This window comes from Bacteroidota bacterium, assembly GCA_016722565.1.
Classification (GTDB): Bacteria; Bacteroidota; Bacteroidia; order 2-12-FULL-35-15; family 2-12-FULL-35-15; genus 2-12-FULL-35-15.
The window spans coordinates 666,290-679,668 of record JADKIU010000002.1 but is presented as its reverse complement, the minus strand read 5'-3'; the positions used below and the strand labels follow the sequence as shown (position 1 = coordinate 679,668).

Sequence of the window (13,379 nt, the reverse complement as noted above, 5' to 3'; positions counted from 1 at the left end):
ATGTTCGACTTTCATTTCGATATCGATAAACTGATTTCGCAGTTGACCTACAATGCGAAAGATCCACTATTGTTTAATAGTGGCTTCTTCCTGTTTTTCTTTTCTGTATTTTTATTGGGATATCAATTTTTGTATAAACGCAAATTAACACGCGTAGTATACTTCACTATCTTCTCACTTTATTTCTTTTACAAAGCTTGCGGATTTTATTTTGGATTTATTTTACTTTCTGCAGTCGTGGATTTTAATCTTTCCAACTGGATTTATACGGCCAAAACAAAAGGAAGAAAAAATGCGATTCTGATTTTTAGCATTATTATCAATTTGGGTCTGTTGTTTTATTTTAAGTACACCGATTTTTTTATTGAAATCATCAATGACCTGAAACTAGGTGAAATCAAACCATTGAAGCTGATTCTGCCCATCGGTATTTCTTTTTATACATTCGAAAATTTGAGTTATACCATCGATGTGTATCGTGGAAAATTTAAGCCGGTATCCAGCTTTTTGGATTATTGTTTTTTCCTTTCTTTCTTTCCAAAGTTGGTGATGGGGCCGATTGTAAGGGCATCTGATTTTATTCCGCAAATTCGAAAAGACATACACATTACGCAGGAAGACATTTCAAAAGGAATGTATTTAATCTTGGGTGGTTTGTTTAAAAAGGTCGTCATCTCCGATTATATCTATGTAAATTATGTGCAATACATTTTTGATGATCCTTCTCGGCATTCCGGCATCGAATGTTTATTAGGCGTTTATGGTTATGCCATGGTGATTTATTGTGATTTCTCCGGTTATTCCGATATGGCGATTGGGATGGCCCGCTGGATGGGGTTTACTATTAATGAGAATTTTGATTCCCCTTATCAATCCAGCAGCATTACCGAATTTTGGCGCAGGTGGCACATGTCGCTTTCATCCTGGTTAAAAGATTATTTATACATTTCCTTGGGTGGAAACAGAGTGGGGAAGTTCCGTCAGTATTTGAATTTAATGATTACTATGGTTCTGGGTGGTTTATGGCATGGTGCCTCGTTTAATTTTATCGTTTGGGGAGCCATGCACGGGATTGCCTTGGCAATCGACAAAATAAGATTATCTGTTAAAATCCTAAACCCTAAATCCAAAATCTTTAAATTACTTGGCGTGATTATCACCTTCCACTTTGTTTGTTTCTGTTGGATTTTCTTCAAAGCCAGCTCTTTTCAGGATGCACAAGTGATTTTATCGCAAATCTTTACCAATTTTAATGGTTCCGCTTGGAAACCGATGTTGGAAGCCTATGGGGTGGTATTTGGCGTAATGTTATTGGGGTATATTATCCATTTTATCCCGAAAGCTTACGAAACGTTGTCGGTTAAAGTGTTATCAAACATCTCCATAGCGGGGCGTGTAGCCATTATGCTGGTATTTATCTGGATTATGATTCAAGTAAAACAATCCGACCAGGTAATGCCGATTTATTTGCAGTTTTAACAATATTCAGAATATTTTTGTCATTTAAATACAAATTCCTATATTTGCAGTCCGAAATTAAAAAATAGAACATATTTAATACAAAATACAATGTCAAGAGTTTGCGAAATCACAGGAAAAAAAGCGATTGTAGGTAACAAAGTATCTCACTCGAATACAAAAACGAAACGTAAGTTCAATGTGAACTTGCAAGTGAAAAAATTCTATTTACCTGAAGAAGATAAGTGGTTGACGCTTAAAATTTCAACATCTGCTCTTAAAACAATCAACAAAAACGGTATTTCTGCTGTTGTAAAAGAAGCAAGAGCTGCTGGTTTCTTGAAAAAGTAATTATTACACCAACGGTATAAATTATATTTAAAAACGTTACTACTTTTGTAGTAACGTTTTTTTATTTGATGAAACTTGACTTTTGTAATCAAATATTTTGGTTTCATTAATCCTGCTAAATGCGGGAATTTTTATAGATACCTAAAACCATGAAATTAGCGAATACACTTTTTCTCCTTTGCATTTCAATCACCGGTTTTTCACAAAACTATGATAGCGATTTGCTTACCAAAGACTTCCACAAGGGGAGAAGAGAAGCGCTTCGCAATTTCCTGCCTGCCAATACCTGTGCGGTCGTTTTTGCGGGAGCTGAGCGCCAGCGTGCAAACGATACCAAGTTTATTTATCATCAAGATCCCAATTTTTACTATTTAACCGGATTAAATGAACCCAATGCGATGCTTATCATTTTTAAGGAAGAGCAGACCTTTTATGATACCATCAAAACCAATGAATTGATTTTTGTGCAAGACCGCGATCCGGCCAAGGAAGCCTGGATTGGTAAAATATTGGGAAGAGATGGTGTTATAACACAATTGGGCTTTGCAGCAGTGCTGCTAAACAGTCAATTTGCCGATTTTAAAACAGATTTCGATCGTTTTGATAAAGTATATCATCTGGATTTTATTGACGATGTACGTGATAATAAAAATGATAAGGGCGATTTATATAGTTTAATCAAGCATTTTCGAGCAAAAACAACCTATTCCAACAAAAACGTTGATTATTTGAGGCTGGCTGATTGGTTAGCCACCCTTCGTGAAATCAAACAATCTGAAGAAATGGTGTTGCTTCGCAAAGCCATTGAAATGACCTGTATGGCACACAATGAAGTAGGCCGAGCATTGGTGCCGGAGATGAAAGAATATCAGGCTCAGGCAGTGGTGGAATATATGTTTAAGAATCAAGGTTCTGAATATGTGGGCTATCCATCCATTGTGGGTGGTGGTGAAAACTCCTGCATTTTGCATTATGAAACCAACCGGAAGAAGCTGAGTGGGGGCGACCTGCTGGTGGTAGATGCCGGAGCCGAATACCACGGATATACCGCTGATGTGACCCGCACCTTTCCGGTGGATGGAACATTTTCCCCGGAAGAAAAAATCATTTATAACATTGTGCTGGAAGCCCAAGAAGCAGGAATCAAAGCCTGTGTTCCCGGAGCTGAATTTCGTGCCCCCCACAAGGCTGCCGTTGCTGTGATTCAAAAACGCTTGCTGGAATATGGAATTATTGCGAATGCAAACGATTTTTTAGACTACTTTTCCACGGAACCTCACATTACCTGGGCTTGGATGTACACGATCCCGGAAATTATGGTAAACTGACTCCCGGGAACGTGATAACGGTTGAACCGGGCATTTATATCCCTGCAGGATCCAAATGCGACCCGAAATGGTGGAATATTGGTGTTCGGATTGAAGACGATATCTTGATAACCACCGGAGCACCGGAAGTATTATCCGATAAAGTACCCAAAAAAGCGGAGGAAATAGAGGCGCTGATGAAGGAAGAAAGCCTGTTTAACAAAATAAAATAGGGGATACATCTAAAAATAGGAGCATACACCCATAATTTCACAAAATATATTGTGGATTTCAATTAAAAATTTTACATTTGCACTCCAATTTTGAAAAACAATAAATAAAATGGCAAAAAAAGGCAGCAGAATTCAGGTGATTATGGAATGTACTGAGCACAAAGACAGCGGTATGCCGGGAACGTCTCGTTACATTACAACTAAGAACAAAAAGAACACCACCGAAAGATTAGAGTTGAAAAAATACAACCCGATCTTGAAAAAAGTAACTGTTCACAAAGAAATTAAATAATTCGTTTATTGTGTAAAGACAGGTTCCGTGGAACTTTGGACTTTAAACTTTTAAACTTTAAACTTATACAAAATGGCTAAAAAGGTTGTCGCAACACTTAAATCTGGTAAAGGAAATAACTTTACTAAAGTGATTAAAATGGTAAAATCACCTAAAACAGGTGCTTACTCTTTTAAAGAAGAGATCATTCACAATGATCATATCCAAGATTTTTTGAAAAATAAATAATCTTCATTGATTCGTTTTATCTAAAGGCTTCTCCAAACAAGGGGAAGCTTTTATTGTTTATACATTTCCCTCTTTTCGGCATTCACCCAAAAGATCGGATACAGGAGATTTAATCGTTATGGGAATATTTAGTTTTTTTAGTAAGGAAAAAAAGGAAAGTCTGAATAAAGGACTCTTCGTTACCAAACAAAGTTTTTTCAGCAAAATCGCCAACGCGATTATGGGAAAAGCTACGATTGATGATGAGGTACTTGAAAATTTAGAAGAAATATTAATGACCTCTGATGTGGGAGTAGACACCTCTTTGCGCATCATCGATAAAATTAAAGAACGTGTTTCGAAAGAACGAAAAGTAGAAACAGAGAAGCTGAATGATCTTTTAAGAGAAGTGATTGCAGATTTATTGGTATCCAACGGACAAGAAGATAAAGCCGATTTTTCAACACCTGAAGGCAAAAAACCTTATGTAATTATGGTTGTTGGCGTTAATGGTGTTGGAAAAACAACCACCATCGGAAAACTTTCACATCAATTTCGGAATGCAGGAAAAAAAGTGGTGATTGGCGCTGCTGACACCTTCCGTGCTGCTGCCGTGGATCAAATAAAGATTTGGGCCGAACGTACGGATGCAATTTTAGTTTCACAAGGTATGAATGCAGATCCTGCTTCTGTTGCTTTTGATACATTAACGTCTGCTGTTGCAAAAGGTGCTGATGTGGTGATCATTGATACCGCTGGTCGTTTGCACAACAAAATTAATTTGATGACGGAATTGACCAAAATAAAAAACGTCATGAAGAAAATCATTCCCGATGCTCCTCATGAAATTTTATTGGTGTTGGATGGTTCAACCGGACAAAATGCAATTGAGCAGTGTAAGCAGTTTACGGCTGCTACCGATGTCAATGCATTGGCGATAACTAAATTAGATGGTACCGCTAAAGGTGGCGTAGCCATCGGTATTTCCGATTCGTTTAAAATTCCTGTAAAATACATCGGAGTGGGGGAAGGAATGGAAGATTTGCAAGTATTCAACAAACATGAGTTTGTGGATAGTCTCTTTAAACAATAATAAATCATTTTTTACTGTCAATACAAATGGCATTTTTTGAACCGGATAAATTAAAGCATACCATCGCACTGTCAGGCATTTTGCTACTAGCAGTTTTTTTATTGGTTGCGCTGTTTGGTTTTGTGCCCGCATTTTTAGGAGCGGTTATTTTTATATTATCTGTGCTCCCTTCATGAATTATTTAACTAAAAAAACAAAATTGAAACGCGGACTTGCAGCCATGATCGTGTTGGTGCTTTCTTTTTTGGTTATTTTAATTCCTGTTTTTTCAGTCACCTATCTTCTTACCGCTAAGGTTGCCAGCTTGTTTGCCGGTTCCGCTGATTTTTATTTGCAGATTCAGGAATTGAATAACTTGCTCAGCGCAAAATATAATTTCAATTTGCTCACGCAAGACAATCTGGTGTATCTACAAAATAGCATTACCAATTTTATTCCGAACATATTAGGACAAACATTGAGCATTTTGGCGGACATCGCCATTATGTATATCATTTTGTTTTATTTGCTGTTTACTGATGCAGATATCGAAAATTCAATCGAACGTTTATTGCCTTATAAAAAAGAAAATGCCAAACTGTTTGCCAAAGAATTAGTTTCCCAAACCTATTCAAATGTTTTGGGTTCTCCTTTATTGGCGATGATTCAAGGTTGTGCTGCAGCTTTCGGTTTTTGGATATTTGGATTGCAAGAACCCTTTTTCTGGGGAATGATTTGTGGTTTCCTCTCGTTTATTCCATTTGTTGGTTCGGGTATCATTTGGCTTCCTGCCGGATTAATTCAATTGTCGCAAGGTGCATACTGGCAAGGTGGTGCCATTTTGATTTATGGAATTGTGGTCATCACAAACATTGATAATCTTTTTCGATTGGTCTTTCAAAAAAATCGCGAATGTGCACCCACTTACGACCGTTTTTGGTGTCATTGTTGGCTTTAAATGGTTTGGTATTCCCGGATTTATTTTTGGCCCCTTATTGATTTCTTATTTGTTGATTATGATTAAAGTGTATCGTTTAGAATATGGCGATGACTTCTATAAATCAGCGGAGAAGGAAAGCTAAATACACTTGAATAAAGTCAATAGCTCACTAGTATTCGTTCGTCAGCTTTGAATAAACTATCTTTGTAAAAGATTAAAACAAAAAAATTGAAAACAAAAACATTAAAAAAAAATAAAGTGAACGTTGTTACACTTGGCTGTTCTAAAAATATTGTAGACAGTGAAGTGTTGATGGGGCAATTAAAAGCCAATAACTTTGATGTGCATCACGAAAGTACAGACGATGATTCCAGTATTGTGATTATCAATACCTGCGGATTTATCGACAACGCCAAACAAGAAAGCATTGATACCATTATCCGTTATGCGGATGCAAAAACTGCAGGATTGGTGGATAAAGTATATGTGACAGGCTGTTTGAGCGAACGCTATAAACCGGAGCTTCAAAAAGAAATCCCAAATGTGGATGGTTATTTTGGTACACGTGAATTGCCTCGTTTATTAAAAACATTAAAAGCTGATTATAAACACGAATTGGTTGGAGAACGTTTACTCACTACTCCCCACCATTTTTCATACTTTAAAATTTCCGAAGGTTGCGATCGACCTTGTTCTTTTTGCGCCATTCCCTTGATGCGCGGAAACCACATTTCAAAACCGATTGAAGAATTGGTAAAGGAAGCAAAGCATTTAGCAAAAAATGGAACAAAAGAATTAATGTTAATCGCTCAGGATTTAACCTATTACGGATTGGATCTCTATAAAAAGCGAAATCTTTCGGAATTGTTAAAACAACTTTCGGATGTCGATGGGATTGATTGGATTCGTTTGCATTATGCCTTTCCTGCCGGTTTTCCGATGGATGTATTGGATGTGATGAACGAACGTAAAAATATTTGTAATTACCTGGATATGCCTTTGCAACACATCAGCGACAATATGCTGAAGAGTATGCGCAGAGGAACGACCAAACAAAAAACAATCGATTTGGTGAATCAAATTCGTGATAAAGTGCCGGGAATCGCTATTCGAACGACTTTGATTGCTGGATATCTGGGTGAAACGAAAAAAGACCACGAAGAAATGTTGGAGTGGGTGGAACAATCTCGATTCGAACGTTTAGGAATATTCGCCTATTCACACGAAGAAAATACACATGCCTATTTGTTAAAAGATGATGTTTCTGCAAAAACAAAACAAGCGCGAACAGAAGCGGTAATGGCTTTGCAGATGGGAATCTCCTACGACTTGAACCAAAAGAAAATTGGAAATACGTACAAAGTGTTATTTGATAAAAAAGAAGGTGATTATTTTATCGGTCGCACCGAATTCGACTCTCCTGAAGTAGATAACGAAGTATTGGTGAAAGCGGATACCGATTATGTTCGGGTAGGAGATTTTGCGAACGTGAAAATTACGTCTGCCGAAGATTACGATTTGTATGGTGAAGTCGTTTAATCATCGATTTCTTTTCTTACCTATCTAAAAAGTAACTACATTCGACAAGCATGAAAAAGCTTGTTAAAATAAATCAAACCGATTTGTATCCTACCATTATCATGGACAAGGAAAGTGGTGTGTTTGAAATTAAAGGAGTTTCACTACCCTTGGATGGCAAAGATTTATACATGCCGGTACTCGACTTCTTGGACGAATACGTGCAAGCACCCAATAAAGTCACCTTGTTTGTTTTTAATCTGAAGTACTTTAATATTTCCTCTTCCAAAATGTTTTTGTTTATGCTTTATAAACTGAAAGAGCTGTATGATGCAGGAAACTCTGTTGTTGTCATCTGGTCGTACGATGATGAAGATATTCGTGAAGCAGGGGAGGACTTTCAGCACATGGTAGATATTCCATTCCAATTCAAGGAAGTGTTTGATGCTGTTAGTCATTAAACTTTTCCTTCTAATAGCATCAACTTTACTTTTAAAACAGCAGCTACGGTTAAACTATCCGTAATTTCACCTTCTTCCACCAGTTGATACAATTCATTAAAATGAATTTTTTTTACTTCTAATTGTTCATTGTCCTCCGGTTGTGCTTCTCCAAAACTCAAGTCTTGTGCAATGTATAAAATGCAAAACTCATCGCTTGCCGAATTGCTCAAATGCATCTCTTGTATTTTTGTCCATTTGGTAGCTGTTATTCCAGTTTCTTCCAATAATTCTCGTTTTGCCGAATCCAATTGGTCAACATCCCATTTGCCGCCACCTTCAGGTATTTCCCAAGAATATTGATTAATCGGATAACGGTATTGTCCGACTATCCAGGTATTATAATCTTTATCCAAAGCCAACACACCCAACGCCATGTTTTTGAAATGAATCACGGAATAGGTTCCCGGGTTGCCATTCGGATTTAAAACATCATGCTTGGTAAGTCCAATCCATGGTGAATCGTACACTTTTTCTGATGTTAAGGTTTTCCAAGGGTTGATGTGTTCGTTGCTCATACAAAAAGATTTTTTTACAAATTTAAAGGATTAATTGCATTTGGATTGTTGAATCAGGTGTATTTACATTTTATAGCATTTATAATCCTCATTTCCTTACCTTTGTTATTCAATTATGACGCTTAAAAAACACACGATTTCCTTCGAAGAAACAAAACAGTTTTCGAAACTGTTTTTAGATTATATAAGCGGAGAAACTAAACTCCGTTCTTTTTATGCGTATGCTCCTGAAATTGATTCGTTCAAACAAGCAATCGCAGATAAAGGAAAAGAGAACACCAACCGACAATTGTTAGTGGAAGTTCTTTTGGAACAGCATAAGAGCTTGAGCAACAATGCTCTGTCCATTCAAAACATTCAATTATTGAGGGACTCGAAAACATTTACAGTTTGCACTGGCCATCAATTATGTTTGTTTACCGGTCCGTTATACTTCATTTATAAAATTATCTCCACGATTAACTTAGCGGAAGCATTAAAAAAGAAATATCCGGAGCATAATTTTGTTCCGGTGTATTGGATGACTTCGGAAGACCATGATTTTGATGAAATTGCCTCCATTCACTTGTTTGGCAAAACATTAACATGGGAAACAAATGCCGGTGGAGCGGTTGGCCGACTAAATACTGTTTCTTTAAGCCCATTGGTTGCCGAATTGAATCAAATTTTAGGCACCTCCGAAAATGCAAAAGATTTAGGAGAATTGTTTTCGGAAGCGTATTTGAAAAATAACAGCTTGGCGGAAGCAACACGCTCTTTGGTGCATCATCTTTTTGCAGCTTATGGATTGGTTATTTTGGATGCGGATGATGCCCGTTTAAAATCAGAATTTGTTGACATTATCAAAGACGATATTTCAAATAATACCAATTTTAAAATCGTCAATAAAACTATTGCCGAATTAGAAAAAATCGGTCATAAAGCACAAGTGAATCCTCGTGAAATCAATGTGTTTAAATTGTCGGACAATAGTCGTGAACGTATTGAATCCGCCACTTCTGAAGTGTTAAATCTTTCTCCTGAAGTTTATAGCCCGAATGTCGTTTTACGTCCGCTCTATCAACAAAAAATATTACCCAACATTGCGTATGTTGGTGGTCCCGGTGAATTGGCATATTGGTTTGAATACAAAGCCATGTTCGATCATCATGGAATAAATTTCCCGATTTTGATGCCTCGTAATTTTGCTTTGTTAAGCGATGAAAAAGCGAGTCAGCAATTACAGAAATTAGGATTAATTCCTCAAGATTTGTTTAAAGATTTGGATGCTCTTACAAAAGAGTTTGTGAGTAAAAATGCATCATCCGATGTATCATTGAAAGAGCAGGAAGCACAGTTGGTGAAGTTTTACAAAGAATTAGCAGAGAAAGTGAGTGTTCTTGATCCTACATTAAAAGCAAGTGTGGAAGCGGAAGCGCAAAAAGCATTGGCCGGGTTGAAAAATATTGAGAATAAATTACTGAAGTCGGAAAAACAAAAGCAGGAAATAAATATCAATCAGATCAAAAAATTGAAAGATAAATTTTTGCCGGAAGGAATTTTGCAAGAACGATACGATAATTTTGCCCCCTATTATTTGAAAGCAGGCAAACAGTTTATCCCCGACTTAAAAGCAGCATTTGATCCGTTTGATTTTAAATTAATGATATTAGAATAGTCGATGTCTGCCACGAAGGCGGAAAGACGCTAAGAAATATTTTAGAATTAACAAAACAAAGAAAATAAAAAAAAGCTTGGCGCCTTAGCGACTTTGCGGCAAATAAAGAGGATTATTTTGGAAACACAACAACAAACATTATTAGAACAAGGAATTGAATTGCCATTGATGGAAGAATTTTATACCATTCAAGGGGAAGGCTTTCATTCGGGTAAACCTGCCTATTTTATCCGTGTTGGAGGATGTGATGTGGGTTGTCATTGGTGTGATGTGAAAGAAAGTTGGGACGCCTCCTTGCATCCCTTAACACATGTGGATGTGATTGTAGAAAATGCCAGTAAGTTTCCGGGTAAAGCAGTGGTGGTTACCGGTGGTGAACCCAGCATGTACAATATGGAATACATTACCAATGCTTTGAAAGCAAAAGGAATTCAAACGTTTATCGAAACATCTGGTGCATATTTATTGACCGGGAATTGGGATTGGGTCTGTTTGTCGCCCAAGAAAACAAGTGCTCCCTTGCCTGAAAATTTTAAGAAAGCGAATGAATTAAAAATGATCATTCACAATAAGCATGATTTTGAATGGGCAGAAAAAAATGCAGCCCTTGTTTCACCCGATTGTAAATTGTTTTTACAACCCGAATGGAGCAAAAGCAAGGAGATGATGCCATTTATTGTTGATTATGTTATGGCGAATCCGAAATGGAATGTTTCGTTGCAAACACATAAATACATGAACATTCCATAGTTGGAATGATAATTGGAACATTCAATTCACTTTTCTAAGTGTTATTTTAAGACATATACTATGAAGAAAATTATTTTTTTATTTTTTGCATCCATTGCCATTGTTTCCTGTAAAGCGCAATTGCCTCCAGGTGAATATACATCTACCAATAAAAAGGCGATTTCTGCTTTTGAAAGCGCCATAAAGTATTATCAGGCCGGAAAAGATGCAGAAGCTGAAAAGGAAGTGTTAAAAGCCATTGAAAAAGATCCCAATTTTATTGAGCCTCATTTGTTGTATGCTGAAATTCTTCAGGTGAAACGTCAAACCGAAAAAGCCATTGACGAATATGTAAAAGCCATTTCTATCAACCCGACTTTTAATTTAAGCAATTTTTATAACCTTGCTAATTTGGAAGTCAGCATTGGTCGTTATGAGGATGCAAAAAAGGATTATGAACGTTTTTTGAAAAAACAACACATCAATCCCGATGCAAGAGAATCGGCAGAGCGTAGTTTGGCGAATTGCAATTTTGCCATCAATGCCATGAAAAATCCGGTTCCGTTTGATCCTAAAAATATGGGTTTGGCCATCAATACCAATTTGGATGAATATTTTCCTGCTGTTACTGCAGACGAACAAACCTTGTTGTACACACGAAACAATCGGAATGAAGCGAAACCTTTGCAGGAAGATTTTTTAATCAGTAAAAAGGCTGATAATGTTTGGCAAACTTCCACATTGATCGGGAATGGAATTAATACAGAAGGAAACGAAGGTGCTCCTTGCTTGTCGGTTGACGGTCAATTGTTATTTTTTGTAGCCTGCCAAGAAAAGGCTGATGGAACTTATGCAGGTGGTAGAAGAGGACTTGGTAGTTGTGATATTTTTTATTCTGAAAAAGTAGGTGAAAAATGGGCAACACCTTTTAATATTGGTAGTTCCATCAATACCAATCAATATGAAACACAACCTTCTTTTTCTGCAGATGGAAAAACACTTTATTTTGTGAGCAGACGACCGGGTGGAATTGGTGAAACTGATATTTATGTATCGACACTCAACGTAAATGGTGTATGGAGTGCCGCTCGTAACCTCGGTCCAATGATTAACACGCCCGGCAAAGAAGAGTCCGTATTTATTCATCCCGATGGAAAAACCTTGTATTTCGGTTCAAACGGACATGTAGGAATGGGGAATTTGGATTTATATGTTTCTCGAATGGATGAGAAAGGGCAATGGCAAACGCCTGTGAATTTGGGCTATCCAATCAATACGTATGGTGATGAAAATAGTATTCTTGTTGCTGCTTCCGGAAACGTAGCGTATTTCGCTTCGAATAGGGTAGGCGGACAAGGTGGATTGGATTTGTATCAATTTGATTTGTACGAAGGTGCTCGTCCGGGTAAAGTAACGTATGCGAAAGGGAAAGTGTATGATATCAAAACAAAAAAACCGCTGGGTGCTCACTTTGAATTGATTGATTTGGAAACAGGATTGGTGATGATGGAATCCAATGCCAACAGCGGCAACGGTGAGTTTTTAATGTGTTTGCCGATTGATAAAAATTATATGTTGAATGCCTCCATCGATGGGTATTTATTCTTTTCGGAGAATTATGCGCTGAAAGAGTTAGCAGATCAAATGAAACCAATTGTTTTGGATGTGCCGATGCAGCCCATCGAACTGGAAAACATTATGGAGTTAAAAAATGTGTTTTTCGAAACAGCAAAATTTGATTTAAAACCTCAGTCAAAAGCAGAGTTAGATAAAGTGGTTGCATTCCTAAATAAAAACAAAACCATTAGCGGGGAGTTGAGTGGACATACAGACAATGTAGGTGATAAAAAAATGAATCAGGTGCTTTCGCAAAATCGTGCAAAGGCGGTGTATGATTATTTGATTGCCCATGGAATTGATGCCAAGCGATTAACCTACAAAGGTTATGGTGACACCAAGCCAAAAGTAGCCAATGATACCGATGAACACCGTCAAATGAACAGAAGAACAGAGTTTAAAGTATTGGGAAAATAAACATCAACCTCGATCCCTCTCCTTGAAAAATGGAAAGGGTGCGGCTTTGGAGCCAGCATCTTCATTCAAGAATATTCTTTCGAAGTGTTATTTTGGTATAAAATTTGCTCCTATAATTCGAAAAAAACAGATCTATGAAAAAATACATTTACATCCTACTACCAATCTCTATACTTTTATTTTCTTTTATCAAACAGGAGCCCTTAAAAAAGGAGCAATTGATTCAGCCACAAGAGTTGGCAAACATGATTAATAATCCAAAAGCTGTAAAGCCGGTTATTTTTAATGTTGGGCCGGTGGATCAAATCAAAGGTGCAATCAATATTGGTGCAGTGAATTCGGAAGAAGGAATGAAAAAACTAAAGTTCGAAACAAGTAAAATTGCTACCGACAAAGAAATTGTAGTGTATTGTGGCTGTTGCTCTTCTGATAATTGTCCGAATATTCGTCCTGCTATCAAGCACCTAAACGACAATGGTTATAAAAAAGCCAAGGTGTTGAACATTCCGGTTGGAATTAAAGAAGACTGGGTTCAAAAAGGTTTCCCGATAGAAAAATAACAA

Annotated in this window: 14 protein-coding genes; 13 read left to right on the top strand and 1 reads right to left on the bottom strand. The window is 37.1% G+C overall.

Translation table 11 applies throughout. The annotated features are described in order from the left end of the window. The 9 genes from IPP64_08380 to IPP64_08340 all read left to right on the top strand — a co-directional run bounded on the left by IPP64_08380 (position 1) and on the right by IPP64_08340 (position 7,839). The gene (locus IPP64_08380) at positions 1 to 1,479 is read left to right on the top strand and encodes an MBOAT family protein (GenBank protein MBL0329417.1); all 1,479 of its coding nucleotides are present in this window, start codon (positions 1 to 3) and stop codon (positions 1,477 to 1,479) included. Between the two features lie 90 nt (positions 1,480 to 1,569). Continuing rightward, positions 1,570 to 1,809: a 50S ribosomal protein L28 gene (locus IPP64_08375; protein MBL0329416.1), complete on the top strand. Its 240-nt coding sequence runs from the start codon at positions 1,570 to 1,572 to the stop codon at positions 1,807 to 1,809. A gap of 1,168 nt (positions 1,810 to 2,977) precedes the next feature. Then, positions 2,978 to 3,349: a M24 family metallopeptidase gene (locus IPP64_08370; GenBank protein MBL0329415.1), complete on the top strand. Its 372-nt coding sequence runs from the start codon at positions 2,978 to 2,980 to the stop codon at positions 3,347 to 3,349. A 109-nt stretch (positions 3,350 to 3,458) separates the two neighbouring features. Beyond that, on the top strand, positions 3,459 to 3,641 hold the full coding sequence (gene rpmG / locus IPP64_08365; protein MBL0329414.1) for a 50S ribosomal protein L33: 183 nt from the start codon (positions 3,459 to 3,461) through the stop codon (positions 3,639 to 3,641). A 72-nt stretch (positions 3,642 to 3,713) separates the two neighbouring features. Then, on the top strand, positions 3,714 to 3,869 hold the full coding sequence (locus IPP64_08360) for a DUF4295 domain-containing protein (GenBank protein ID MBL0329413.1): 156 nt from the start codon (positions 3,714 to 3,716) through the stop codon (positions 3,867 to 3,869). 118 nt (positions 3,870 to 3,987) lie between these two features. Continuing rightward, positions 3,988 to 4,941, top strand: a complete 954-nt coding sequence (ftsY, locus tag IPP64_08355) for a signal recognition particle-docking protein FtsY (protein ID MBL0329412.1) — start codon at positions 3,988 to 3,990, stop codon at positions 4,939 to 4,941. A gap of 49 nt (positions 4,942 to 4,990) precedes the next feature. Further along, positions 4,991 to 5,878 carry an AI-2E family transporter gene (locus IPP64_08350; GenBank protein ID MBL0329411.1) on the top strand — a complete coding sequence of 296 codons (888 nt, stop codon included), beginning with the start codon at positions 4,991 to 4,993 and terminating at the stop codon, positions 5,876 to 5,878. Between the two features lie 210 nt (positions 5,879 to 6,088). Next, entirely contained in the window at positions 6,089 to 7,399 is a 1,311-nt protein-coding gene (gene rimO / locus IPP64_08345; protein MBL0329410.1) for a 30S ribosomal protein S12 methylthiotransferase RimO, read from the top strand. A gap of 50 nt (positions 7,400 to 7,449) precedes the next feature. Next, entirely contained in the window at positions 7,450 to 7,839 is a 390-nt protein-coding gene (locus tag IPP64_08340) for a DUF1987 domain-containing protein (GenBank protein ID MBL0329409.1), read from the top strand. Here the strand turns inward: IPP64_08340 and IPP64_08335 are convergent. Next, a complete protein-coding gene (locus IPP64_08335) occupies positions 7,836 to 8,396 on the bottom strand; it encodes an NUDIX hydrolase (GenBank protein MBL0329408.1) in 561 nt (186 codons plus the stop codon). The two genes, IPP64_08340 and IPP64_08335, sit on opposite strands and share 4 nt — an antisense overlap. Before the next feature lie 115 nt (positions 8,397 to 8,511). On the opposite strand from IPP64_08335, the gene bshC reads away from it, so the two are divergent. The 4 genes from bshC (at position 8,512) to IPP64_08315 (ending at position 13,376) form a co-directional block, all read left to right on the top strand. Further along, complete coding sequence (gene bshC / locus IPP64_08330; GenBank protein MBL0329407.1) at positions 8,512 to 10,053, top strand: bacillithiol biosynthesis cysteine-adding enzyme BshC; 1,542 nt, start codon at positions 8,512 to 8,514, stop codon at positions 10,051 to 10,053. Between the two features lie 168 nt (positions 10,054 to 10,221). Next, complete coding sequence (locus IPP64_08325; GenBank protein MBL0329406.1) at positions 10,222 to 10,803, top strand: 7-carboxy-7-deazaguanine synthase QueE; 582 nt, start codon at positions 10,222 to 10,224, stop codon at positions 10,801 to 10,803. Between the two features lie 60 nt (positions 10,804 to 10,863). Beyond that, complete coding sequence (locus IPP64_08320; GenBank protein ID MBL0329405.1) at positions 10,864 to 12,816, top strand: PD40 domain-containing protein; 1,953 nt, start codon at positions 10,864 to 10,866, stop codon at positions 12,814 to 12,816. Positions 12,817 to 12,950: 134 nt separating this feature from the next. Continuing rightward, positions 12,951 to 13,376, top strand: coding sequence for a rhodanese-like domain-containing protein (locus IPP64_08315; protein ID MBL0329404.1), 426 nt, complete (start codon positions 12,951 to 12,953; stop codon positions 13,374 to 13,376). Positions 13,377 to 13,379: the final 3 nt, after the last annotated feature.